Genomic DNA, 22,753 nt, shown 5'->3' with positions numbered 1-22,753 from the left:
TCAGCCACCCGCCGCGGCGGATGCCGCATCGAGCGCCCGCAGCACATCGGCGATCAGATCGTCCGGGTCCTCCGCGCCCACCGAGAACCGGATGAATCCCTCGGGCACCGCGTCGCCGCCCCACCGTCCGCGCCGCTCCGCCGTGGAGCGCACCCCGCCGAAGCTGGTGGCGTCGTCCACCAGCCGCAGCGCGTCCAGGAAGCGCTCCGCGCACTCCTTGTCCGGCAGGGTGAAGGAGACCACGCAGCCGAAGCGCCCGCCGCGCATCTGCCCGGCCGCGACCCGGTGGGCGGGATCGGTCGGCAGACCGGGGTGGCGCAGCCCGGTGATCTCTGGGCGGTCGCGCAGCGCCTCGGCAAGGGCCAGGGCGGTCGCCGCCTGGCGGTCGACGCGCAGTTGGAGAGTGGCCAGGGAGCGGTGGGCGAGCCAGGCCTCCATGGGGCCGGGGATCGCGCCCACTGTCTTGCGCCAGGCCCGCACCTGGGCGGCGAGCCGCGGATCGCGGCAGGTCACATAGCCGAGCAGCACATCGCCGTGGCCGGTGAGTGCCTTGGTGCCGCTCGCCACGGCGAAGTCCGCGCCGAGCTCCAGCGGCCGCTGGCCGAGCGGGGTGGCGAGGGTGTTGTCGACGGCGACCAGCGTGCCGCCGGCGTGCGCGGCCTCGGCGAGCCGGCGGATGTCGCAGACGTCCAGTCCGGGATTGGACGGAGTTTCCAGCCAGAGCAGCTTCGTCCCGTCGTCCAGGGCGTCCAGCTGGGCGTCCTCGCCGGTCGGGGCGGTGCGCACGGTGACCCCGTAGCCCTCCAGCCGCTCGGCCAGCGCCGGGAGCAGCTGATAGCCGTCCGCCGGCAGCACGGCCGCGTCGCCCTGACCCAGCTGGGACAGCAGTACGGCGGAGATCGCGCCCATACCGGAGGAGAAGACGACCGTCTCGGCGTCGGTGCCCGGTGACTCCAGCTCGCTGATCGCCCGCTCCAGCAGGGACCAGGTGGGGTTGGCATCCCGGCCGTAGGTGTAGGGGCCGGCGGCCTCGCCGGGGAGGTGGTAGTGGGCGGCGAAGACCGGGCCAGGCAGCGTCGGCTCGTACGCCTCGGCCTCGGGCAGCCCGGCCCGCACGGCGCGGGTGCCGTCGCCGGTCATGCGGACTCCTTCCCCGCGTCCGGCCCATCGGCGGCCGACGCGCTCTTCCCGCTCTCGGCGCTCTCGGCGGCGCTCTCCGCGGCGTCGATGGCCTCGGTGACCGCGTCCAGCAGCCCGCCGCTGGCGGCCTCGATCATGTCCAGGCACTCCTCGAAGTCGTCCGTCCCGCCGAAGTAGGGGTCGGGCACATCGAGGCCGCCCAGCGCGTTCTGGTCCGCGTCCGGGTCGTAACTGCGCAGCAGCCGTACCTTCGCGGCGTCGTGCGGGGTCGGCGCGAGTGCGCGCAGCTCATGCAGATGGCCGCTGTCCAGGGCGATCACCAGATTCAGGTGATCGAACCAGTCGGCCCGGAACTGCCGCGCGATGTGATCCTGCTCATAGCCGTGGGCGGTGAGCACGTCGATGGCGCGGCGGTCGGCCCCGTCGCCCTCGTGCCAGGGCCCGGTGCCCGCGCTGTCCACCTCGACACGGCCGTCCAGCCCGGCCTCCGCGGCGTGGGCGCGAAAGACGGATTCGGCCATCGGCGAGCGGCATATGTTGCCGGTGCAGACAAAGCAGACACGGTAGGGCGACGGGTCTCTCATGCCTCTCATCATCCCCGGCCGGGATCAGTCCTTGTCATCGGGCAGCACGACGTGCAGGGCCCACGCGACTATGGAGACGATCAGGCCACCGAGCACCGCGGTGCCGAAGCCGTCGACGTCGAAGCTCAGATCCAGCTTTCCGGCCAGCCAGGAGGTCAACAGCAGCATCAGGGCGTTGATCACCAGCGTGATCAGTCCGAGGGTCAGGATGAACAACGGAAAAGCCAGGAGCTTGACGATCGGCTTGACCACCACGTTCACCACGCCGAAGACCAGCGCGACGAGAATGAGGGTGAGCGCTTGGCGGCCGGTGTTGTCACCGGTGAGCGTGATGTCCTTGAGTAGCCAGATGGCGACGCCGAGGGCACCGGCGTTCGCGATCGTCTTGACGAGAAAATTCTTCATGGTTGAGATCGTCGCAGACAGGCCCCGCGGCAGGCAGGGGCCCCGTAGACAGGGGTGGAGAGGCGAATGAAGGCGTTCCGGCTGGATGAGCTGGAGGCGGAGCGGGCCGCGAACAACGGCGCGTATCTGCAGTTCCTGCGGGAGCGGAACATGTCCGTGGGGCTGTACGCGCTGGACGCGGGCCAGCCCGATCCGCAGTCGCCGCACAACCAGGACGAGGTCTACGTGGTGGTGAGCGGCCGGGCGTCGGTCACGGTGGGAATGGAGACGACGCAAGTGGCGCGGGGCAGCGTGGTGTACGTACCGGCGGGCGTGGCGCACAAGTTCCACCAGATCACCGAGGACCTGCGGGTGCTGGTGGTGTTCTCGCCGCCGGAGGGCTGACACCCCCCGAGGGCTGATGCCGTCCGCGGGCTTGTCCACCGCGGAGCCGATGGGTGGCCGGACGGTCCCGTAGGGGTCCGGTCAGGGGAGGACGGGGGCCGCGGGACACCCGCGCGCTTCCGTCCCGTCCTAGCATCGACGGCAGGGAAGACCGGCCGTCGGCGTCCGGACCCACGGCTCGGAGAGAAAGCAGGGAGTTACGTGACCACGAAGGGGATATTCCGGGGCTTGCCATGGTGGGTGACCTGGATCGCGATACCGGTCCTCATCCTCGCCGTGTTCGGCGGTCTGATCATGAGCGTGATCGGGTTCCTGGTGAGCTTTGTCTTCAAGGCGCTGCTGCTGGTGGCGCTGATCGCCGGGCTGATCTACGTCGTACGGAAGTTCACCGCCTGACCCGCCCCGCGGCGCTCGCCGCGTCCCCCAGGGCCTGACGCATCCCCGCAGGCCCTGCGGACCCCCACCGCGCGCTGATACGCCGCGCGGGGGATACCGCCGGGGCGGGAGCGCGGCCCGGCGCCACCCCTGCCGTTAGAGTGCGAGATCTCGGCGTTCTTCCTCTCGGCGTCTGCCTCGCAACAACACCCCGGGGGTGCCTGTTGACGACAGCGATCTTCGATACGGCCGGTGCGCCGGCCCCGATCTCCCGCCCACCGGGCCCACGTCGTCCGGCCCCGCGGGTCTCCCCATGGCAACACTGGCCATTTTCGTTCCCTCACACGAGGCAAACCGACTCCGCACAGCAATCGAGTCGCTACGCTCCAGAGTCGGCCATGCGCAAACAACCCGGGGCGGCGAACGATGCGTGACATGCGTGACACAGTTCAGGCGGAAGTGACGATGACCTTCCTGGTCTCGCAGGATCTCTCCTTCCGGATCCCGGTCGAGCTGTCCTACGACAGCAGCGACCCCTATGCCGTCGAGATCACCTTCCACCTGCCCGGCGACGCGCCGGTGAGCTGGGCCTTCGCGCGGGAATTGCTGCTGGACGGGCTGAGCAGACCCACCGGTGAGGGGGATGTGCGCATCGCTCCCGCCTCCCCCGAGGGGCTCTCGGACGTCTTCATCAGACTCCAAGTCGGCTGTGAACGGGCCCTGTTCCGGGCCGGGGCCGCCCCCCTGGTGGCCTTCCTCGATCGGACGGACCGGGTGGTGCCTTTCGGCCAGGAGCCGGCGGCCTGCGATCCGGCCGGCGATCTCGACGCCGAACTCCACCGCATCCTGGCCGAGGACCGGTACGCGGGCTGAGGGCCGGATACGCGGCGGCGGGCCGAGGACCGGTGTGCCGCGGCCGAACCGTCCGCCATCACCGAACCGGCCGGATGACCGAGCCGGCCGGGCGGCGTGCCCGGGGGGCTGAGGTTCTCGTCGCACAACGGCTCGTCGTGCCTCCACCCGGCGGCTCGGCGCGCTGTCGCCCGGCCGCTCAGCGCGTCTTGGGTCGGCGCCGCCGCCCGCGTCCGCCCCGGCCGGTCCGGGCTTCCTGGGTGCCGCCCGCGTCGGCCCCTCGCTCCGGGCCGCCGTCCACCGCCTGGGTGCGGTCCGCGGAGACCACGAGCACGGCCAGCGCCGTGGTCACCGGCACCGAGGCGACGAGCCCGATGCTGCCCACCAGCGTCCGTACGATCTCCTCCGCGACGATCTCGCTCGTGGCGACCGTGCCCACACCGCTGTCCGCGATGGAGAACAGCAGCAGCAGCGGAAGCGACGCGCCCGCGTACGCCAGCACCAGCGTGTTCACGACGGAGGCGATGTGGTCCCGCCCGATCCGCATCGCCGCCCCGTAGAGCCTGCGCCGGGACGTGGTCGGGTCCGCGGCCCTCAGCTCCCACACCGCCGAGGTCTGGGTGACCGTCACATCGTCCAGCACGCCCAGCGAGCCGATGATCACGCCCGCGAGCAGCAGCCCGCGTATCTCGATGTTCGGATAGAGGCCGTGCACCAGCCCGGTCTGGTCGTCCGTGTTCCCGGTCAGGCTCGCCCAGGCGATGAACAGCGAGCCCAGCACCCCGATCAGCAGCAGTGACACCAGTGTGCCGAGCACGGCGACCGATGTACGGGCCGTCAGCCCATGGCACATATAGAGCGCGAGAAGCATGATCGCGCTGCCCCCGACGACCGCGACCACCAGCGGATTGGAACCCTGGAGTATCGCCGGGAGGATGAACAGCGTCAGCACCCCGAAGCTGATCGCCAGCGCTACCAGGGCGAACACCCCGCGCAGCCGCCCCACCACCACGACGGCGAGCGCGAACAGCCCCGCCAGCAGCGCCATCGGCATCGACCGGTCGACGTCGGACACGGAGTACTGCAGGTCCTTGGGCGCCTTGGGGGCGTACGCCAGCTTCAGTTCCTGCCCGGCGCTGAACTGACGTGAGGCGTTGGGCTGGACGATTTCGGGGAAGGTGCGGCCTTTGTCCTTGCCCGAGGTGACCTCGATGGTGGCCTTCTCGCAGACGCTCTTCTTCCCGCCCTGCCCGGGGGTGCCGTTCTGGGCGGCGCTGTCCTGGCCGGGCTCGGTGGGCGCCTGCGGCTGGGCGTTGACGTCGGCGCAGCTCACCTCCTCGACCTTCACCACCCGTCCGGCGACCGTCTGCTGGTCGAAGCCGAGACCGCTGCGGCCGCTCGCCTTGTGGTCGGGCGTGCCGCCCGGCCAGAGCACGATCAGACCGGCGACGACGGCGACGGCGAAGGGGATGAGCACCGCCGCGATGATCTTGCGGAGGCGGGCGGAGACGGGAGCGGCGGGGCCATGACCGTGGGAGTGGCCGTGGGAATGGCCATGGCCCTGGTCGTGCGCCTGATCGGAGGGGCGGGGCTGCTCGGGCGGGTGGTCCTGCTGGATGGCGGTCACGGTCGCATCATCGCAAGAGGAGTGGGCCCCCTGTTCAGCACTGTGGATAAACCGTTAGCGTGGGCACGAACCTTTGCAATCGCGGGAGCTCGGAGCACCGGGCTGAGAGGGCGCTGACGCTGACAGCTGCGCCGACCGCTGAACCTGTTACCGGGTAATGCCGGCGTAGGGAGTGGGTCTCATGACTCAGCAGGATGCACCATCGCGCGCCGAGAACGCCGAATTCGGCTGGCATAAGGGATATGTCGCGGGTTCGCGCCCGGACCTTCACGTCCCGGTCCGCCGAGTGCACCTCACCAACGGCCAGGACGTGACGCTGTACGACACCTCCGGCCCGTACACCGACCCCACCATCGAGACGGATGTCCGCCGTGGCCTTGCGCCGCTGCGGCAGAACTGGATCGTCGCCCGCGGCGACACGGAGGAGTACGCGGGCCGTCCCGTCCGCCCCGAGGACGACGGGATCAAGCACACCTCGCCCCGCGGGGGGCTGCGCAACCTCGACGCGGTCTTCCCCGGCCGCCCACGCCAGCCGCGGCGCGGCCGCGCGGGCGTCCCCGTGACCCAACTCGCGTATGCGCGGCGGGGCGAGATCACGGCGGAGATGGAGTACGTGGCGATCCGCGAGAACGTCTCCCCCGAGGTGGTCCGGGAGGAGATCGCGGCGGGCCGCGCCGTCCTCCCGGCCAATGTCAACCACCCGGAGATCGAGCCGATGATCATCGGCAAGCGGTTCCTGGTGAAGGTCAACGCCAATATCGGCAACTCCGCCGTCACCTCCTCGATCGAGGAGGAGGTCGAGAAGATGACCTGGGCGACCCGCTGGGGCGCCGACACGGTCATGGACCTCTCGACCGGCCGCAACATCCACACCACCCGCGAGTGGGTGCTGCGCAACTCCCCGGTCCCCATCGGCACCGTGCCGCTCTATCAGGCGCTGGAGAAGGTCGACGGCAGGGCCGAGGAGCTGACCTGGGAGATCTACAAGGACACGGTCATCGAACAGGCCGAGCAGGGCGTCGACTACATGACCGTCCACGCCGGCGTCCGGCTGCCGTACGTCCCGCTGACCGCCCGCCGCAAGACCGGCATCGTCTCCCGCGGCGGCTCCATCATGGCGGCATGGTGCCTCGCCCACCACCAGGAGTCCTTCCTCTACACGCACTTCGAGGAGCTGTGCGAGATCCTCGCGGCGTATGACGTCACGTACTCACTGGGCGACGGACTGCGCCCGGGGTCGATCGCCGACGCCAACGACGAGGCGCAGTTCGCGGAGTTGCGCACGCTCGGCGAGCTCAACCGTATCGCCAAGGAACACGGCGTCCAGACGATGATCGAGGGCCCGGGCCATGTCCCGATGCACAAGATCAAGGAGAACGTCGACCTCCAGCAGGAGATCTGCGAGGAGGCCCCCTTCTACACCCTGGGCCCCCTCACCACCGATATCGCCCCCGCCTACGACCACATCACCTCGGGCATCGGCGCCGCGATGATCGCCTGGTGGGGCACGGCGATGCTCTGCTACGTCACGCCCAAGGAGCACCTGGGCCTGCCGGACCGCGATGACGTCAAGACCGGCGTGATCACCTACAAGATCGCCGCCCACGCGGCCGACCTGGCCAAGGGCCATCCGGACGCCCAGGCATGGGACGACGCGCTCTCCGACGCGCGCTTCGAATTCCGCTGGGAGGACCAGTTCAACCTGGCCCTGGACCCGGACACGGCCCGCTCCTTCCACGACGAAACCCTCCCGGCGGAACCGGCCAAGACGGCGCACTTCTGCTCGATGTGCGGGCCCAGGTTCTGCTCGATGAAAATTAGCAGAAGCATCACAGAGCAGTTCGGCGGCGACGCCGACGCGACGCCCGAGGAGATCGAGGCGGGGATGCTCCAGAAGTCCAAGGAGTTCGCGGCAGCGGGCAACCGCGTGTACTTGCCGCTCGCGGACTGATCCCCTGCCCGTGCCAGTGAGCGGTGGAGGCTTCCTACGGCTTCCATCGCTCGCTGTGCCCCACCACGAGATCGCACAACACGGTCCGGGCCCCGCTCCATGAGGATGCGGGGCCCGGACCATGTGTATCGGGTTCAGAAGGGAAGCTCGGGTCTGGCGGTGCCGCGTTTGATGGTCATGATCTGTTCGTGGAAGTCTCGTGCCGCGGCTTCGCGTGGGTACCTGGCGCGTAGTTCCCTGTCCAGCTCGTCGGCGACTAAAAGCAGGGACGGGAGGGACTTGCGGTCGGCTTCCAGGGCCGTGGTGCCCATGCCGATGGCTTCTTCGATCTCGCCCGTGCGGGCGGCGGCGACTCCGAGCGTGAGGCGGGCTTCTGCGGCGCGCATGGGTGAGATCTCGGTGCCGTCGGGGCCGGTGCTGATGCGGATCACTGAGCGGGCGTGGGTGGCGGCGCGCTCGTCGTCTCCGAGGAGACGGTAGGCGTCCATCTCGTAGAAGTCCCACTTGTCCGGGTCGATGATGAAGTGATGTTCGGGGTGGTCCGGCCTGGGAAGTCGGTCCAGCCTGGCGCGTCCGGCGTCGAGGGACTGGCGGACGAGTCGGGCGTCTCCCATGCGGGCAGCGGCGCGTGCCTTGTGGGCGTAGAGCTGGACGCCGACAGAGTGCGTCTGGTCCGCCACATGCCCGGCCTCGACGGCGTTGAGCATGTCCTGCCAACGGCTCTGGGTGAGGGCGAACCACGCTTCGATCTCCCACGCCCAAGCCTTGATCTCGCTGTGCCCTGCCTCCTCGCCAATCCGGAGCGCGGCGGCCTTGCTGAGATTGGCGGCCTCGCGCTGGCCCCGGTCGTACTGGACGCACGCGTTCAGTAGGAACAGCCATCCGGTGTCCACGAGGAGTTCCCGGTGCTGGCGGAGGGTCATCCGGCCTTCGAGCTGCTTGGTGACGTACTGCAAGCCGTTCCGGGTGCGGTCGTGCAGGTAGTCGGCGTCGGCGTAGGGGTATGCACGGGCCAGTTGGTCAATGCCTTCCTCGATCGATTCCAGGGCCGCGCTGTTGATGCTGGACATCTCCGTGCGCCGCAGCATCTCCGCGATGTCCCAGATACCAGCGCCACCCTGTGAGATCAGGGTGCTTGGATCTTCCAGGTGAGTGGTCCTGGCGGGTCGCTCCAGCTCCCAGGGGCGCGGGGCGACTCCCGCGAGGTGACCGGGGATGCGTAGACCATCCACCACTTCGAGGATCTTGTGGAACTGAGTGATCCGTGGGCGAACACCCCTGCCGTCGGTCTCGGGTCGGGCCATCTTGCCGATGTGCTCGCGCTTGTAGCCGACGGCCTCGGCGATCTTGGCGTAGCTGATGTTTCCGTGGAGCTTGGCCAGTCTGAAGACTTCGCCGAAGTCGTGGTTGGCGATCGCCGACCGCACGTCCGCGCGCTCTAGTACATGAGGCGGGAGAGCTGCCGGTGTCGGTGCAGCTTCGGTCATCTCACTTCCCCATCGTGATTGACCTACGTCTCTTCTGGTCCGATCTTCGTTCTGATCTGTGTGCCCTCTCGTCTCGCGAGTGTACCCACGAGGGGGGTCCCCAAGAGGGGGGAGCGACGGCCGGGACCTGGGGTGCAATCTCGGGTCACCCTGCCGGGAGGGTCTCGGCAGGTGTGATCAGAGATGGCGGTCCGTGTCGTGAACGCGAGGGAAACCCGGCAACGTGACCACGCGATGAATAAGCGGCCTCGTTTACTGCCGTGGCCGAACACGGCAGGGCGGCCTTGTTACCTGGTGACGGATGACAGCGACAGTCCGCTGTCGCAACTGGCTGACGAGATGGAGGCAGTACAACTCCACACTGCATCCGAACTTCTGGGCCGCGCGGGCATGTTGCTTGCTGATCCCCAAGCGGGCGAGGTTGAGATGCGGTTCTTGGTCAAGCGCCTGTGTGAAGGGCTGCGGGACACGCTGAGGGTCGCCGAAAGCCGGGGCGGGCGGCTGCCTGCCTTATCTGACGGTGAGCCGCACGATCGCTCCTATGGCCCTTCTGCGCATGAGGGCGGGAGGCCGAATGAGTAGGGCTCTGTCCGGGACCTCGAAGGAGTGGCACGTCTATCCCGTGCCGGGGCGGGGCCTGCGCCGTGAAAAGGACGGCAATCTTGTGCTGCCTCTGGCGGTGGCCCGCTGCGGAAAACACCTCACGCTTGCGCCGCTTGTGCTGACGGTGGCGGAGGCGGAGCAGTTGCATGCCGCCTTGTGTTACGCGCTCGGCGGCGAGCCCGCGCCCGAGGACGCGCCGGAGTGCCGAAAGCCGGTGCGCTACCCGGGTGGCCGACAGAGGTACTGAGGTCGGTTCGGACGGAATCACGCGCAACAACTGAAGAAGCATCACCGGACCACCCCTCCGCCTGGACAGCTCGGGGTGGTCCGGCTGGGGATCGATGAACCCCGGTGCCGATGGTACCGGGGTCGTCGTCGTGCTCCCGCTCGACGTGGCCCGGTCGTTGACTGTCAGTTGGCTTGCAGAGAAGGGGACTTGACCAATGTGCGGCCTTGGGGACGACAGGTTCGAGGGTGAGGCGGCGGACCTGGAGGCGGGGATATGGGTGCGCGGAGTGGACTACCTGAGCGGCTGGCGGGACGCGCGGGAGGCTGCGGCCGAGCTGGGCGATGCGCTGAGCCTCGTCGGCGTGGAGTCGGCGGGGGTGCGGCTGCGTGCCGGTTCGGGCCCGGACGGGGGCGGGGTGGTGCGGCTTGAGTTGTCTCCGGGGTCGGCGCGTGAGGTGGCGTTGCTGGCGCGGGTGGCGGTGGCCCGGTTGGGCAGGGCGGGGTGACTGGGGTGGCCGGTGGCGGGCGTGCGGTGCCTGAGTGGCGCGCTGTGGGCACGCCGCCGGCCGTAGCGGCTTTTGGGCGGGAGCTGCCACGGGGCGAGAGAACAGGGGGCCTTACGCTGGCCCGGCGAATCGGGCGGGTCTGTGATCCTGCCCGCGTTTGCGACCGATCGGCCCCCTGTTCTTAGAGGCTCGCCCCGTGGTGGCTGCCTAAAAGCCGCGTAGGCCGTCGGCCCCAGCCACAACGCCCCCGCCCCGAACGGCGGTCGGCTCCCCGGCGAGCGATCACGGGTGCGCTGGCCAGCGTGGGCGGTGGGCGCCCGACGGGACCGGCCGACAGGCCGCAGCCCGGCGGGGCGGCCGGACCGCCCGGCGCGCCGCAGGCGCGCCCTTGAGTAAGTGAAGACAGGTTTCGACACCTCGCCGTTCGGAGGCTCAGACGGCGTGGAGTTGGCGGGGGCTGTCGGCGGTGATGCGGTAGGCGACTTGGGCGCGGTCGGCGCTGGCGCGGAGCTCTTCGAGGATCAGCGGGCGCTGCTCGGCGCCGTGGGTGACGCGGACGGTGTAGAGGATCGGGGTCGCGTCGGGGATGTCCAGCGTGCTGCGCTCGTCGGGTAGCGGCATGCGGGCGCTCACGGTCTCGTGCCAGGTGAGCTTGTGTCCGGCAGCGGTGAGGAGAGCGTAGATCTGTTCCGGCTCGGCATCCGGCGCCTCTGCCAGCTGCTCGACCTCGTCGGCGGTGGCGAACGGGATCAGCACGCTGTGCAGGGCGCGGGTTCCGGTGTCGGGGTCGGCCAGCAGCCGGTCAACGCCGAACAGCGCTTCCCCCTCGTCGAGTCCGAGCAGTGGGCCCGTGATAGCGGTCGTCGCGGTGCGGTAGATGGCCGGAGGCTCGGCCTGCTCCCATGCGTGGTGGCCGGTGCGGAAGGTTGTGCCGCTGCGGGTGATGGTGCGCTCGATGGTGACCGCCGGGGCGGGCAGGGCACGCACATAGCTGCCCTTGCCGTGGATGACTTCGATGAGCCCTTCCGCGCGGAGTGCCGCGATGGCTTTGCGGACGGTGGGGCGGCTGACCTTGTAGCGCTCGATGAGCTGGGCCTCTGAGGGGAGCGGGCTCCCGGGCTTGTACTCGCCTGCTGCGATACCGCTGCGGATCTCGGCCGCGACCTGCTGATACAGCGCTCCGGGCCGTTGGATCTCTCCCATGCCGGGCTCTCCTCGTCACCTGTCGTCTGCGGTTCTGACGTGAACTGATGTCACTCGTAAGCATAAGTACTTGCCTCCTGTCGTCAAGGCAGGCATAGTTGGGGACTCGTAAGCACGAGTGACGTCACGTAACGTGTGGCGTCTGGCTGGCCAAGGAGGCCCACAACCCATGCAGTCCATACCTGTGGACACCACCCGACTCGGCGTACTGCGGTGCGCCGTCGGGCCCGAACCGAAGATCGCGGACTTTGAGAGCAAGGAGGTCAAGAAGGACCGGGACGGCAACACGGTCTACACCGTCGCCGTGACCGTGCGGCAGGACGGGCGGCGCGTCTCGGTGATCGAAATCGCCGTCCCCGGAGAACCCAAAGGCGTTGTAGAGGGCTCGGAGGTGCGGGTGACGGGCCTGGAGGCGTTCGCCTGGGCCATGGGCGACCGTCACGGCATCAGCTTCCGCGCCGCTGCCATCACCCCCGTACCGGCCTCATCGACAACGGCCCCGGCGGGCAAGGGTGGTGGTGCCTGATGAGTCAGCTTCTCCTCCCTGCCGTGCTGGTGGCGCTGGCCTGGACGCTCGTCTTCGCCACCCGTCTGCCGGAGCGGTGGCCTCACTGGCGCTGGTACGTGACCGGGTACCCGCGTACCGCGCTGCGGGTGCTGGTCACCTGGCGCAAGGTCGCTCACCTCAATGACCTCACCGTCTCCCACAAGCCCAACCGGCGCCTGCTGGGCGACCTGGCGGTCAAGGGGGACCCCCTGCGTACCCATGCCCCGCGCTGCTCCATCCCCCGGCCGATGCCGAACGGGCTGTCGGTGCGGGTGCGGCTGCATCCGGGGCAGACTCCGGCGCCGTTCCTGGCGGCGGCTGAGGCGTTAGCGCACGCCTGGCGGGTGCACGCGGTGCGGGTCGTCTCGCCCGAACGCGGCATCGTCCAGATCACCGCGACGGCGGCTGATCCGCTGGAACACCCCGAGCAGCCCACGGGGGAGGTGCCTGGGTCGTTGCTGTCGGCGGTGGTCGGCGCGCTGGAGACCGGTGGCGCGTGGGTGATCGACTTCCGCCGGGTGCCGCACTGGCTGATCGTCGGCGCAACCCGGACGGGCAAGTCCACCCTGATCGCCCGGCTGATCACCGAACTCGCACCGCAACCCGTCGCCATCGTCGGCATCGACTGCAAAGGCGGCATGGAACTGGGTCTGTTCGGACAGCGGCTCTCGGCCCTGGCCACCTGCCGCAGTGAAGCGGTCGCCGTGCTCGGGGCACTGGTGGTCGATGTCCAGGACCGGATGCGCACGTGCCGTGCGGCCCAGGCGCGCTCCATATGGGAGCTGCCGGAGAAGGAACGCCCGGTGCCCGTGGTCGTCGTCGTGGACGAGATCGCCGAGCTCTACCTCACCAACGGAGCCAGAGAGCAGCGGGCGGAGGCTGAGCAGTGCTCGACGTACCTGCTCCGCCTGGCGCAACTCGGGGCGGCGCTCGGGGTGCATCTGATCGTGGCCGGGCAACGGGTCGGCTCCGATCTCGGACCGGGGGTGACGGCGCTGCGGGCTCAGCTGAGCGGCCGTGTCTGCCATCGCGTCAACGATCCGGGAACGGCTGAGATGGCCCTGGGTGATCTGAACAAGGATGCCGTGGCGGTGGCGCAGTCCATCGGTGAGGCCGAACCGGGCGTCGCCGTGACCACCGGCGATACGGGCGGCTGGATGCGCGGGCGGTCCCACCTGACCACCCCCGCCGCCGCCCAAGTCACGGCGGCCGAATACGCGGGCCTGGCCTTCCGCCTGCCCGGGGTCACCCGCGCGCTGGAAGACCTGGACAGGGGTGAGGGCGCATGAGCGAGGCTGCCGCTCTTCCTCTGGCGCTGCTGTTCGGGCTCGCCACCGTGCTCCTGGTCCGCTCCCGTGAGGTGCGGTGGTGGGAAGCGCTGTTGATCGGCCTGTTCGGCATGTACCTGGGCCAGACCCCCGTCATCTTCACCGCAGATGGCCTCGTGAACTGGCTCCTGTCCGGCTTCACCCACAACGGCTAGACCACCCCGGGAGGCCCCACCAGATGACCATGCGTCGTGTCCGCTGCCCCGTCTGTAAGGGGGAGCGCTACCGCAGGACCCGCACCGGACACCGGCGGCGCTGCCGCTGCTGCCGGGGCACCGGCACTATCCGCTAACCCACACCCCGAGCCGCTCACGAACGGAAGGTGATCGCCATGGACGACACCCACCCAACCGCATCCATCCGTGCCGCTGCGGCGGCCCACCCTGGGAGGTCCCCACCATCACCGCCGAGACCACCTCGGCTGACAGGCGCGCCGTGCTCGACCGTGCGGCGCGCCTGCGTCAGCTCTCCGAAGTTGACCAAGACCTGATCCGCCTCGTCCAAGACCCCCGCTTCGGCCGCTGGGTAGAGCAGATCACCGCTACCGGCGGCTGCGCCCACCCGATCCACCTCACCGGCTCCACCACCACCCGCGACACGGCAACGGGTGAGGTACTGCACCACTACGACACCCGCAACGAGCCTGGCGAACGGCTCCTGATCCGCTGCCGCAACCGCCGCGCGACCGTCTGCGCCCCCTGCTCCCGCCTCCACGCAGGCGACACCTTCCACCTCGTGCGGGCCGGACTCGTCGGCGGCAAGACCGTACCGGCGGACGTCCGCGAGCGACCCCGCCTGTTCCTCACCCTCACGGCCCCGAGCTTCGGCCCCGTCCACCGTCTCACTACTGACGGCCGGCGCTGCCGACCGCGCCGCGACGGCGGAGAGTGTGAACACGGCCGTCCCCTCGGTTGCCCGGCCGTCCACGACGCAGACGCCCCGCTCACCGGCCAGCCGCTGTGCCCCGACTGCTACGACTACCCGACTCACGTGCTCTGGCACGCGTACGCGGGGCGGCTGTGGAAGGCGTTCACGGACAATCTCTACAACCACCTCGCTGCCCGCGTCGGCCGCACACGCACCGGCCTGCGGCGCAGCCTGCGCATCTCCTACGCCAAAGTCGCCGAGTACCAACGGCGCGCGGCCGTGCACGTCCACGCTGTGGTGCGGCTTGACGGCGCACGCGGGCCGGATGATCCGCCCCCGGCCTGGGCAACGGCCGACGTGCTCACGCCCGTGGTCCGGACCGCCGCTGCGGCCGTACGCCTCGCCACGCCCTACAGCGCGGCCCTGGGGGAACACGAACTGCGCTGGGGCGCCGAACTCGACGCCCGGCCGCTCCGCGCCTTCGGCGACGGTGAGGGCCTGGCCGACGACGCGGTAGCCGCCTACGTCGCCAAGTACGTCACCAAGGGCGCCACCGACACCGGGGCCGGACTCGACCACCAGATCACCAGTCCAGACGACATCGCGGCGGCCCCCGTGTCGGCACACGTGCGCACCCTCATGCATGCCTGCTGGCGCCTCGGCAGCCTCCCCGAACTGGAACCCCTCCGCCTACGCGCCTGGGCTCACACGCTCGGCTACCGGGGCCACATCCTCACCAAGTCCCACGCCTACTCCACGACGTACGCGGCACTCCGCGCTGAACGCGCCAACCACATGGGTCACGCCGACATCCCCGCGGCGGTCACCGAACGGAACTGGCGCTACGTCGGCTCCGGCCACACATCCGGTGCTGCACTCGTCGCTGCCGGAATCGCCGAGGACATCGCCCAGAACCGCGCTGCCGCTCTCGAATTCCTTCGGTCTGGGGGTGATGCTGTCTGAGCACTCCTCCGAGGAAGCCGAGCAGGGCGGATAGGGAACAGGCGGCAGTACGCGCGTGGATCGACCGACAGCTTCGCGAGTCTCCCCCACTCTCCGACGATCAGCTACGGAGCGTGGGGGAGATCCTCGGACTTCAGCTCATTCGGAGGTCCGCCACACAGGCTTGAGCAGATCCGGATCGAAGGTCTTGTTGCCCTTCCCGCCCGGTACGGCGATCACGGCACTCAAGACCTTCTTGATCGCGTCACGCTTCTGCGTGAGTGTCTTCGACTTCCACGACTTCCTGACGTCGTCCGTGGCCTCTTCGGCCTCCGCTTTCATAGCCTCGTGCGCCTTCTCGTCGGCGCGCAGCTCCTTGATCCGCCGTTCGAGGACAGGGAGGTTCCGGAAGAACGCCTCATCATCGATGTCCGTGTCCTCGTCATCGTGCCAGCGACGTTCAAGCTCCTTGCGACTCTTTAGCGCGCGTTCCAGCGCATCGACCTTGTCCCAGTCCGGTACTTCCTGGGCCTTGGTCGCGGCGTCCCGTTCCAGCTTGGCGATCACCAGCTTCTCGATCACGTCGTCTGTCTTGTCACCACGCTTGTAGGTCTTGTTGCAGCCACCGTCCACGGTCTTCTTGCACATGTAGGCGTGCTCGTACTTGAGCCAGTCGTTCGCCTTGAGTCCGATCATCTTGTTGTTGCAGACCGTGCCGTCTTCCAACACGCTGCCGCAGCGCAGGATGCCGGTCAGCAGGTACTTGTGGACCAAGCCACCGCGTGGCATGCCAGTTCCGCCACCGCGCTCCCTGATCTTGGCCGTGACGGCAAACCACTGCTTCGGCGTGATGATCGCGTCCCACTCGCCCACGATCGGCTGTTCATCGCCGTCGCGCACAAGCTCACTCTTGATCTCGCGGTATCCACAGAGCCGTGCGTTCATCAAGACCTGCTTGACGGTCTGGTACTGGAAGGGATTGCCCCGGCTCGTGATGAACCCGGCTTCCTTCCACTGGCGCGTGATCTCCGAGACTGAGGCACCCGCGATTACGTCGTGCACAGCCTTCCGGATCGCGTCGGCTTCCTCCTGGCGTAAGGTGACCTTGTCGTCCTCCCACCCGAAGGGACGCCACGCCGCAACGGCCTGTCCACGGATCGCCCGGCTTCGGTGGCTGTTCCGGCTTCGGCGCTGTTTCTTCCTCGTCTCGCTGAGGGACATGGCGACTCCGACAAGTCCCTTGATCTCGAACCCTTCGGCGTACAGGTCCTGGATGCCGTTGGAGTCGTGGTAGACGCGGCCCTCGTGTGAGGTGAACGCCTTCAGGTACCGTTCCCAGTCGCTCGGGCGCCGGTACAAGCGATCGTCGTTCACGGCCATGACGCCGTGGATCGGGTGCCCCTCTGGCGTCGCTCCTGCCGCAAGGTCGGCGAGCAACTGTTCGAAGTCGTCGCGAACGACGCTCTCCTTGCTGGCGCTCTTGTCGTTGTCCGTGTAGCGGTAGACGATCAGCCACCCGAACCTGCGGGCGCTCTCGGCCATGTCCCGGTGCTGGTCCTCGATGCCGTGGGCGTCCTTCACTCGGCCGTCGAACGAGATCCGCGCGTAGCAGACCACGCACTTTAACTCGGGGTCGGCGGCCAGCATGGCGCGTACTTCCTCGACGGACGGCGCCCCTTCGGGTACACCCCGCAGCTTGCTGACGACCTCTTCCCGCTTGCTCACCGTGTTCCCCCTCGGTCCGTTGAACGGGCTGCTGGAACGACGGTAGCGCATGTGGAGGTTCTAACAATGCTCTACTCGATGAAGATCTCCCAGGACATCCGCCGCGAACACGGCGGCGCGATGGACGCGGCGGAGGCGGAGGCCGGTATGGCCCAGAAGTCCAAGGAGTTCGCCGAGGCGGGCAACCGCGTCTATCTGCCGATCGCGGACTGAGGCGCGGACGCGTAGGCCGAGATCGCCGGTGAAGCCCGGCAGAGCGGCCTGCGGAGTGAAACAGGCGATACGCTGCGGGACGGGTCCGAAGCCGCAACTTCGATTTGCGACTTCGGACCCTCAGCGTGCCGCTACGCGGGCGGAAGCTCAGCCACGTAGATCGGATGTCCGCTGTCCGTCAGCCCGTTCTGACGGATGCAGCGGTGCTTCTGGAAGGAACCCCAGACAGGCGTGCACCCGCTGCCGAGTGAGCCCCGTCTTGGCCGAGAGCGTCTCCAGCGAGTGGCCGATCTGTCCGGATTCGGCCAGCGTGGGGAGGACGTAGACGGCCACCGCCCATACGTCCTCGGTGATGCTCAGCCGGTCCTTCCACTGTGCGAACAGGTCCTCCGTCCTGAGCCTCAGCTCCCGCTTGTCCGCCTCCGCTCATCAATTCCCCCGAGTAGGCGGAAGTTCCCTCGATCGGTGGGTAATTGATCGATCCGAGGGCCCACCGCTCGCCAGTGCTCATCCGGCTGGTGCTCGGGGCCCCTGGCCCCCGGGCCTGGGATCCGGGGTCCGGCCTCGCCTGGCGCGGACCACGGATATGGGCCGCACGTCGCTGCCGTACAGCTGGCGCGGGCGCTTTCCTCTTCTTCCCGTTGGCCCGTTTCACGTGAAACATCCCTTCGAGCGTCGGTCCGTGCTCCGTGCCGCCCTTTGGGTCGGCCGGAGCACGGGCCTCGGGGTGGTTCACGCGGTGAGTACGGCGACGACGCGGTTGGTCATCTCCTCCTCGGTGGTCAGCGGCGTCGGGGCGTACGAGAGGATGAGGCGGAGGCCCTGGTCGCGGGTGGCGAACATGCGAGTGCGGTAGCCGTATGTCTCGCCGGTCTTCCCCCAGAACGTCACGCCGTTGACCGTGGCTTTCTGCAGGCCGAGGCTGTAGCGGGCCGGGGTGCCGTCCAGCATGCGCACGGAATCCGGGGGCAGGGTGAAGAGCTTGTCCAGCGCGGGGGGTGGCAGCAAGGCGCCGGAGAACAGGGCTCGCTGAAAGCGGGACAGGTCGTCGAGGGTCGAGACCAGCTCGCCTTCGCCCCAGGCGCTGGACTGGTTGTACACGGTGATATCGCGCAGCGAGCCGTCGGTCATCCGCAGATAGCCGTGGACATGAGGACCGTGGAGGCGGGGGTCCTGGCCCGGCAGCAGGGTCCGGGTCAGGCCCAGCGGGCGTAGGACGCGGGACTCGACCGCCTGGCCGTAGGGGCGGCCGGTCAGCTTTTCGATGATCAGGGCGAGCAGGACGTAGTTGATGCCCCGGTACTCCTGTGTGGTCCCCGGATCGAACTTGAGCGGGTCATGGGTCACCGTCTCGACCCACTCCCGCGGTGTCCACCGGTCCCACCGATGCCGCACGACGCCCTCCGGAGTGCTGTCGTCCGGCAGCCCTCGATGGTCGGGCAGTCCGCTGGTGTGGTTGAGGAGCTGGGCCACGGTGATGCGGCGGGAGAAGGCGGAGGGCAGCAGATCCGGGAGGTACCGCCCGATGGGGGCGCTGAGCTCGACCCGGCGCTCGGCCCACAGTTGAAGGACCACGGTGGCCACGAACGCCTTGGTGACGCTGCCCGCGCGGAAGCGGTCGTCCGGGCGTACGGCCCGCCCGCTCCCGAGGTCCGCCGCCCCCGCCGTGCCGTACCAGTGGTCGCCCCGGCGGTCGACGCGCAGTTGCGCGGAGGTGGCGGGCGGATGGGAGAGATCGTTGATGGCGGCCTGAAGGGCGGCGTCGTCGGATGCGGCGGCCGATGCGGTGGTCAGCGCGCGGGTTTGCGCGGTGGTCGATCCGGTGGTCCCTGTCGCCGCGCGGGCGCCGGTGCTCCCGGCCACGGCCAGCAGCGTCCCGGCCGCCCAACCGCCCATGAAGGAACGTCGAGTCAAGGAAGTCATGGTCAGCCATGCTGCCGAGGCGCCCGCTCCCCGCCATCCGGGATGACCCCACGTGCACCCCCACGCGCGCCCGGAGCGGACCCGGACCGCACCCCGGGGCGGCCCCGGACTCGGGCTAGTCCGGCTGGTGCTCCGGGCCGCCGTAGTCGGGGCTGGTGAAGTCCGGGCTGCTGTAGCGAGGGCGGGCCTTGGGTCCTTCGCCGTCGGTGCTGAAGCCGGGGCGGCTGTAGCCGAGGTGCGGGGTGCGGCTGACCGTTTCGGGGTTGGTCGGGACGTAGGCGGAGGGGGACGGGGCGGAGGGGTTGGCCAGGGCCTCGCGGAGGAACGGCAGGATGCCGCGCTCCAGCAGGGCCTGACGCCAGACCTCTCGGGCGCGGTCCACCTCCTCGAGCTGCTCGCTGCGCGCCTCGCCCCGGATCGCGCTGGAGCCGTTGCGCAGCGCGGTCAGGAGCAGCCCGACGGCGGCGATGAGGATGCCCGCGGCGGTCAGCGCGGCGAAGAACCAGCCCGCGGTGACCATCGGCTGGGCGATGGAGGGGGCCGGGTCGAGGACGTTGAGGACGTAACCGACGATGAGGAAAATGATCGCGGCGGTTCCTGCGAGCACCGGCGCCAGCACCGCGAGCATGGCGACGAGCCCGGCTCCCGCGGCGTCCTGCATCGCGCCGGCGAGCCCCACCGTGCCGTCCGGGTGCTCGCGCTCGCTCACGTCCCCGGCGAGCGGGAAGAGCGGTGCGGGCTCGCGCAGTTTGGCGCGAGTTTCGCGGTAGTCCTGATATTCGGCGGCCGCGCATGCCGCTATCGCGGCCGAGGCGCCGAGCGCCATCGTGCGCAACTGCTCGGCAGTCAGCCGCTGCCCGGCACCCGTGAGGTCCGGGCGACGGTCGGCGGTGCGCAGTGCCTCGTCGAGAACCCGCTCGAACTCCGGGCGGTCCTCGGTCAGCAGGTGCGGAGCGCTTTTCATGGTGCATCCCCCGATGCTCCGTAGGGCCGTGACGCCGGCTTGTGCCGGGCAGTCGGGCGGAAACGGAGGAGAGCCTGCGACGGATAAGCCGATGGTAGAGCCGATCCGGCGCGGGGTGACAGCAAGTTTCGCGAATTGCTCCCCCGCCGGTGAAGCTCTCTATCTGCCCCGGGCAGCGTCCGCTGAATCCTCAGTAAGTCAGGGGAAGTTGGACGACCAGCAGTTTTCCGGCCATGGTGACGCCGCCGTCCATGGCCACGGCGAGATTGTCCGCGTAGACATGCGGGCCCTCGACCGCGGGTGTGCCGCCGTCCTCGCCGTCCTCGGAGCCGACCTCGCCGAGCAGATACGGGATGGGGCTGTGGCCGTGGACGATGCGCTCCCCGCCGTAGGTGTCGAGCAATTCGCGGGCCGCCATGGGCCCGGCGTCCTCGTCCCGGAAGGCGAACCGCTTGGTGAGTTTGCGGAACAGGTCCCAGCACTCGTCGGCGTCGCTGCGCTGCAGCGTCTCGGTGACGGTGTCGTTGACGGCCTCGATCGAGTCGCCGTAGTCCAGATAGGCGGTGGTGTCGGAGTGGACCAGCAGGTGCCCGTCCTCCTCCGCCATCGCGTCCAGCCGGGACATCCACTGGAGGTGGTGGTCCTCGAGCCGCTCCATGTCGCTGCGCTGGCCGCCGTTGAGCAGCCAGGCGGCCTGGAAGGAGGCGGTTCCGGCACCGGAGTTGACGGGCGTGTCGCCGAACCGCTTGGCGCCGATCAGCAGCAGCTCGTGATTGCCCATCAGCGCCTTGCAGTAGCCGCCCGCGGCCGCGGCCTCGGCGGAGAGCTGCATGACCAGGTCGATGACGCCGATGCCGTCCGGGCCGCGGTCGGTGAAGTCGCCGAGGAACCACAACCGGGCGTTGCCCGCGGCCCAGTTGCCCTTGGGGTCGATCAGGCCCTCGGCGGCGAGCGCCTCGCGCAGCTCGTCGTGGTAGCCGTGGACATCGCCCACGACGTACAGCGGGCCGGGCCCCTCGTCCTCGGCGAGCGGACCGTGCTCGGGCTCGGGCACCGAGGTGAGCGCGACGGTGGGGCGGTCCTGCGCCGGGACGAGCGGTGTGTCCGGGATGGTGTGCCCGGGGCCCAGGACCGGGAGTCGCTCGGTCGGGGTGTACTCGGCGGGCGGCGGCGGGGCGGGCGCGGGCGCCTCGGGAGCCGGCGCCCCCGGCGCGGGCACCCCTGGAGCCGGCGCCCCAGGTGCGGGCGCGGGCGGCGGCACGGGCGCGGCGGGGCCCGGCGCCGCGGGCCCGGGCGGTACGGCTCCCGGCGCGACCATGCTGGGCGGGGTGAACGCCCCGTACGCGGGCATGGGCGAGGCGGGCGCCCCATACGTGGTGGACGGGGCGGGCGCCCCGTACGCGGGCACGGGTGGGATCGCAGCCGTAGTCCCTGCCGTGGCTTCCAGACCGGCCCCCTGAGTCATCGACCCCTCCACCATCACGCCGCCGTCCCACCTTGTGGACCTTGCCTGGTCGACGGCGGTCCGCGGTGTCGTCCGCCCATCATAGGAATGACCGTGAGGGCTTGTGACGCACCAGGGTGCCGTCAATCGGTGCTCACTCCTGCTTGGTCGGACTTTTATCCCGGATTGGCCCGGTAGGGGAAGCCCATTGGTCTCAGGTCCTCCTCCGGTCATCCTTGAGTCGCCCTCAGATCAGCCTCCGGCACGGCTGCGCGGGGCGCTGACCGTCGTACGCGGCGGACGGCGCTGTGACGACGTCCGCACGATCAATTCGGTGGGTATGACCTGCTCGACGGGGTGGTCGGTATCAAGGCCCTCGATGGCGTCGATGAGCAACTGTACGACCGCCGTGCCGATCCGGCGGGGTTTGAGTGAGAGGGTCGTGATGGGCGGCTCGGTGGTGCGATAGACGGTCGATTCGCTGCAGCACACCAGCAGCAGATCGTCCGGGACACGCAAGCCGTAGCGGCGGGCGGCGGCGAGCAGATCGGTGCCGTTGGGGTCGAAGAGGCCGTAGACCGCGTCGGGGCGGTCGGGGCGGGCGAGCAGCCGGTCGGCGGCGACGGCACCGGCACAAGGGTCGTGGGCCGGGTACGCCTCATAGACCGGATCCTGTCCCACGCGTTCGCACCACCGCAGATACGCCGTGGTGGACAGTCGGGTGTAGGTGTCGGTGGACGTCCCGGTGAGCAGTCCGATCCGGCGGGCGCCGGCCTCGGCGAGATGGTCGAGCAGTCCGAGCACCGCCGCCTCGTGGTCGTTGTCGACCCAGGCGGTGACGGGAAGGGCGCCGGCCGGGCGGCCGTCGCTGACGACGGGGATGCCCTGGCGTAAGAGCTCGGTGACGACCGGATCGTGGTCGGAGGGGTCGATCACCACGGTGCCGTCGAGGGCGACGTTGGACCACACGTCGTGGCGGGAGGTGGCGGGGAGGATGACGAGGGCGTAGCCGCGGGCCAGCGCGGCGGAGGTGGCGGCTCGCGCCATCTCGGCGAAGTAGGCGAACTCGGTGAAGGTGAAAGGTTCATCCCCGTACGTGGTCACGGTCAGGCCGATGAGGCCGGACTTGCCGGTACGGAGGGTGCGGGCCGCTGCGGACGGGCGGTAGCCCAGCCGCTCGGCGACCTCGCGGACATGGCGGCGGGTGGCCTCCGGGAGCCGGCCCTTGCCGTTGAGCGCGTCGGAGACGGTCGTGATCGAGACCCCGGCGGCGGCGGCCACGTCCCGGATGCCCGCCCGCCCTAACCGGCGGCCGGCCGACCGGCTCACCTGGTGCTTCCCTGCTGCTGTCATGGCCAGCCGATAGTAGGGCTCGGGTGGGAGGGTTGCGCGATTCCGCCATCGGTATTCGGAAGGCACGTTTCTGCATGAACGCCCCCCTCAATTCCCTTGGAA

Annotated in this window: 23 protein-coding genes and 1 riboswitch; of the genes, 11 read left to right on the top strand and 12 right to left on the bottom strand. The window is 69.6% G+C overall.

The window, feature by feature from the left end; genetic code table 11:
• The 3 genes from ACFYOY_RS05110 to ACFYOY_RS05100 are packed head-to-tail and all read right to left on the bottom strand — an operon-like array spanning position 1 to position 2,129.
• A complete protein-coding gene (locus tag ACFYOY_RS05110) occupies positions 1 to 1,140 on the bottom strand; it encodes a cystathionine gamma-lyase (RefSeq protein WP_388584882.1) in 1,140 nt (379 codons plus the stop codon).
• Complete coding sequence (locus ACFYOY_RS05105; RefSeq protein WP_351883689.1) at positions 1,137 to 1,724, bottom strand: low molecular weight protein-tyrosine-phosphatase; 588 nt, start codon at positions 1,722 to 1,724, stop codon at positions 1,137 to 1,139. Before ACFYOY_RS05105 ends, ACFYOY_RS05110 begins: the two co-directional genes overlap by 4 nt.
• A 24-nt stretch (positions 1,725 to 1,748) precedes the next feature.
• Entirely contained in the window at positions 1,749 to 2,129 is a 381-nt protein-coding gene (locus ACFYOY_RS05100) for a phage holin family protein (RefSeq protein WP_020870012.1), read from the bottom strand.
• Between the two features lie 66 nt (positions 2,130 to 2,195).
• Here ACFYOY_RS05100 and ACFYOY_RS05095 point away from each other — a divergent pair, with 66 nt between their 5' ends.
• The 3 genes from ACFYOY_RS05095 to ACFYOY_RS05085 all read left to right on the top strand — a co-directional run bounded on the left by ACFYOY_RS05095 (position 2,196) and on the right by ACFYOY_RS05085 (position 3,761).
• Positions 2,196 to 2,513: a cupin domain-containing protein gene (locus ACFYOY_RS05095; protein ID WP_351883691.1), complete on the top strand. Its 318-nt coding sequence runs from the start codon at positions 2,196 to 2,198 to the stop codon at positions 2,511 to 2,513.
• A gap of 201 nt (positions 2,514 to 2,714) precedes the next feature.
• The gene (locus tag ACFYOY_RS05090) at positions 2,715 to 2,909 is read left to right on the top strand and encodes a DUF5326 family protein (protein WP_059143705.1); all 195 of its coding nucleotides are present in this window, start codon (positions 2,715 to 2,717) and stop codon (positions 2,907 to 2,909) included.
• A gap of 414 nt (positions 2,910 to 3,323) precedes the next feature.
• Positions 3,324 to 3,761, top strand: coding sequence for an SsgA family sporulation/cell division regulator (locus ACFYOY_RS05085; RefSeq protein ID WP_351883693.1), 438 nt, complete (start codon positions 3,324 to 3,326; stop codon positions 3,759 to 3,761).
• 178 nt (positions 3,762 to 3,939) lie between these two features.
• Here ACFYOY_RS05085 and ACFYOY_RS05080 read toward each other — a convergent pair whose 3' ends face one another.
• Positions 3,940 to 5,367 carry a YibE/F family protein gene (locus tag ACFYOY_RS05080; RefSeq protein WP_351883695.1) on the bottom strand — a complete coding sequence of 476 codons (1,428 nt, stop codon included), beginning with the start codon at positions 5,365 to 5,367 and terminating at the stop codon, positions 3,940 to 3,942.
• Between the two features lie 71 nt (positions 5,368 to 5,438).
• Positions 5,439 to 5,556, top strand: a riboswitch (TPP riboswitch).
• Between ACFYOY_RS05080 and thiC the strand changes: the two genes are divergently transcribed.
• Complete coding sequence (gene thiC / locus ACFYOY_RS05075; protein ID WP_388584877.1) at positions 5,549 to 7,318, top strand: phosphomethylpyrimidine synthase ThiC; 1,770 nt, start codon at positions 5,549 to 5,551, stop codon at positions 7,316 to 7,318. It overlaps the preceding riboswitch by 8 nt.
• A gap of 134 nt (positions 7,319 to 7,452) precedes the next feature.
• On the opposite strand, the gene ACFYOY_RS05070 is transcribed toward thiC, so the two are convergent.
• Entirely contained in the window at positions 7,453 to 8,745 is a 1,293-nt protein-coding gene (locus ACFYOY_RS05070) for a tetratricopeptide repeat protein (protein ID WP_388584874.1), read from the bottom strand.
• Between the two features lie 634 nt (positions 8,746 to 9,379).
• Between ACFYOY_RS05070 and ACFYOY_RS05065 the strand changes: the two genes are divergently transcribed.
• Complete coding sequence (locus ACFYOY_RS05065) at positions 9,380 to 9,655, top strand: hypothetical protein (protein ID WP_365231493.1); 276 nt, start codon at positions 9,380 to 9,382, stop codon at positions 9,653 to 9,655.
• Positions 9,656 to 9,851: 196 nt separating this feature from the next.
• A complete protein-coding gene (locus ACFYOY_RS05060; protein ID WP_388584872.1) occupies positions 9,852 to 10,142 on the top strand; it encodes a hypothetical protein in 291 nt (96 codons plus the stop codon).
• Between the two features lie 432 nt (positions 10,143 to 10,574).
• On the opposite strand, the gene ACFYOY_RS05055 is transcribed toward ACFYOY_RS05060, so the two are convergent.
• Positions 10,575 to 11,345, bottom strand: a complete 771-nt coding sequence (locus tag ACFYOY_RS05055; protein ID WP_365231403.1) for a GntR family transcriptional regulator — start codon at positions 11,343 to 11,345, stop codon at positions 10,575 to 10,577.
• A 169-nt stretch (positions 11,346 to 11,514) separates the two neighbouring features.
• On the opposite strand from ACFYOY_RS05055, the gene ACFYOY_RS05050 reads away from it, so the two are divergent.
• The 4 genes from ACFYOY_RS05050 to ACFYOY_RS05035 all read left to right on the top strand — a co-directional run bounded on the left by ACFYOY_RS05050 (position 11,515) and on the right by ACFYOY_RS05035 (position 15,050).
• Positions 11,515 to 11,871 (top strand): hypothetical protein, encoded by a 357-nt coding sequence (locus ACFYOY_RS05050; RefSeq protein WP_388584868.1) that lies wholly within the window; start codon positions 11,515 to 11,517, stop codon positions 11,869 to 11,871.
• A complete protein-coding gene (locus ACFYOY_RS05045) occupies positions 11,871 to 13,181 on the top strand; it encodes an FtsK/SpoIIIE domain-containing protein (protein WP_388584865.1) in 1,311 nt (436 codons plus the stop codon). Before ACFYOY_RS05050 ends, ACFYOY_RS05045 begins: the two co-directional genes overlap by 1 nt.
• Positions 13,178 to 13,375, top strand: coding sequence for a hypothetical protein (locus ACFYOY_RS05040; protein ID WP_388584862.1), 198 nt, complete (start codon positions 13,178 to 13,180; stop codon positions 13,373 to 13,375). The genes ACFYOY_RS05045 and ACFYOY_RS05040 overlap by 4 nt, the downstream gene beginning before the upstream one ends.
• 280 nt (positions 13,376 to 13,655) lie before the next feature.
• Positions 13,656 to 15,050 (top strand): replication initiator, encoded by a 1,395-nt coding sequence (locus tag ACFYOY_RS05035; protein WP_388584860.1) that lies wholly within the window; start codon positions 13,656 to 13,658, stop codon positions 15,048 to 15,050.
• A 138-nt stretch (positions 15,051 to 15,188) separates the two neighbouring features.
• Here ACFYOY_RS05035 and ACFYOY_RS05030 read toward each other — a convergent pair whose 3' ends face one another.
• Positions 15,189 to 16,754: a recombinase family protein gene (locus tag ACFYOY_RS05030; RefSeq protein ID WP_388584857.1), complete on the bottom strand. Its 1,566-nt coding sequence runs from the start codon at positions 16,752 to 16,754 to the stop codon at positions 15,189 to 15,191.
• A gap of 51 nt (positions 16,755 to 16,805) precedes the next feature.
• On the opposite strand from ACFYOY_RS05030, the gene ACFYOY_RS05025 reads away from it, so the two are divergent.
• A complete protein-coding gene (locus tag ACFYOY_RS05025; RefSeq protein WP_388585316.1) occupies positions 16,806 to 16,967 on the top strand; it encodes a hypothetical protein in 162 nt (53 codons plus the stop codon).
• Between the two features lie 147 nt (positions 16,968 to 17,114).
• Here ACFYOY_RS05025 and ACFYOY_RS05020 read toward each other — a convergent pair whose 3' ends face one another.
• From ACFYOY_RS05020 to ACFYOY_RS05000, 5 genes are all read right to left on the bottom strand, one after another.
• Positions 17,115 to 17,300 carry a hypothetical protein gene (locus ACFYOY_RS05020; RefSeq protein WP_388584854.1) on the bottom strand — a complete coding sequence of 62 codons (186 nt, stop codon included), beginning with the start codon at positions 17,298 to 17,300 and terminating at the stop codon, positions 17,115 to 17,117.
• A 399-nt stretch (positions 17,301 to 17,699) separates the two neighbouring features.
• Positions 17,700 to 18,890, bottom strand: coding sequence for a serine hydrolase domain-containing protein (locus tag ACFYOY_RS05015; RefSeq protein ID WP_388584852.1), 1,191 nt, complete (start codon positions 18,888 to 18,890; stop codon positions 17,700 to 17,702).
• A 115-nt stretch (positions 18,891 to 19,005) separates the two neighbouring features.
• Positions 19,006 to 19,854: a hypothetical protein gene (locus ACFYOY_RS05010; protein ID WP_351883701.1), complete on the bottom strand. Its 849-nt coding sequence runs from the start codon at positions 19,852 to 19,854 to the stop codon at positions 19,006 to 19,008.
• A gap of 190 nt (positions 19,855 to 20,044) precedes the next feature.
• Complete coding sequence (locus tag ACFYOY_RS05005; protein ID WP_351883900.1) at positions 20,045 to 21,334, bottom strand: metallophosphoesterase; 1,290 nt, start codon at positions 21,332 to 21,334, stop codon at positions 20,045 to 20,047.
• Positions 21,335 to 21,550: 216 nt separating this feature from the next.
• On the bottom strand, positions 21,551 to 22,651 hold the full coding sequence (locus ACFYOY_RS05000; protein WP_093463141.1) for a LacI family DNA-binding transcriptional regulator: 1,101 nt from the start codon (positions 22,649 to 22,651) through the stop codon (positions 21,551 to 21,553).
• Positions 22,652 to 22,753 lie beyond the last annotated feature (102 nt).

It is taken from the genome of Streptomyces sp. NPDC007875, from assembly GCF_042868035.1.
GTDB classification, from domain to species: Bacteria; Actinomycetota; Actinomycetes; order Streptomycetales; family Streptomycetaceae; genus Streptomyces; species Streptomyces antimycoticus.
Note: the sequence above shows the minus strand (reverse complement) of the source record. Positions and strands in the feature narration are given on the sequence as shown.

Bases quoted from the DNA above. Each gene is read 5' to 3' on its own strand.
- ACFYOY_RS05105 (WP_351883689.1), bottom strand. From the start codon at position 1,724: ATGAGAGACCCGTCGCCCTACCGTGTCTGCTTTGTCTGCACCGGCAAC.
- ACFYOY_RS05040 (WP_388584862.1), top strand. From the start codon at position 13,178: ATGAGCGAGGCTGCCGCTCTTCCTCTGGCGCTGCTGTTCGGGCTCGCC.
- ACFYOY_RS05000 (WP_093463141.1), bottom strand. From the start codon at position 22,651: ATGACAGCAGCAGGGAAGCACCAGGTGAGCCGGTCGGCCGGCCGCCGG.
- ACFYOY_RS05045 (WP_388584865.1), top strand. From the start codon at position 11,871: ATGAGTCAGCTTCTCCTCCCTGCCGTGCTGGTGGCGCTGGCCTGGACG.
- ACFYOY_RS05065 (WP_365231493.1), top strand. From the start codon at position 9,380: ATGAGTAGGGCTCTGTCCGGGACCTCGAAGGAGTGGCACGTCTATCCC.
- ACFYOY_RS05110 (WP_388584882.1), bottom strand. From the start codon at position 1,140: ATGACCGGCGACGGCACCCGCGCCGTGCGGGCCGGGCTGCCCGAGGCC.
- ACFYOY_RS05060 (WP_388584872.1), top strand. From the start codon at position 9,852: ATGTGCGGCCTTGGGGACGACAGGTTCGAGGGTGAGGCGGCGGACCTG.
- ACFYOY_RS05055 (WP_365231403.1), bottom strand. From the start codon at position 11,345: ATGGGAGAGATCCAACGGCCCGGAGCGCTGTATCAGCAGGTCGCGGCC.
- ACFYOY_RS05005 (WP_351883900.1), bottom strand. From the start codon at position 21,334: ATGGTGGAGGGGTCGATGACTCAGGGGGCCGGTCTGGAAGCCACGGCA.
- ACFYOY_RS05095 (WP_351883691.1), top strand. From the start codon at position 2,196: ATGAAGGCGTTCCGGCTGGATGAGCTGGAGGCGGAGCGGGCCGCGAAC.
- ACFYOY_RS05010 (WP_351883701.1), bottom strand. From the start codon at position 19,854: ATGAAAAGCGCTCCGCACCTGCTGACCGAGGACCGCCCGGAGTTCGAG.
- ACFYOY_RS05100 (WP_020870012.1), bottom strand. From the start codon at position 2,129: ATGAAGAATTTTCTCGTCAAGACGATCGCGAACGCCGGTGCCCTCGGC.
- thiC (WP_388584877.1), top strand. From the start codon at position 5,549: ATGACTCAGCAGGATGCACCATCGCGCGCCGAGAACGCCGAATTCGGC.
- ACFYOY_RS05050 (WP_388584868.1), top strand. From the start codon at position 11,515: ATGCAGTCCATACCTGTGGACACCACCCGACTCGGCGTACTGCGGTGC.
- ACFYOY_RS05015 (WP_388584852.1), bottom strand. From the start codon at position 18,890: ATGACTTCCTTGACTCGACGTTCCTTCATGGGCGGTTGGGCGGCCGGG.
- ACFYOY_RS05085 (WP_351883693.1), top strand. From the start codon at position 3,324: ATGCGTGACACAGTTCAGGCGGAAGTGACGATGACCTTCCTGGTCTCG.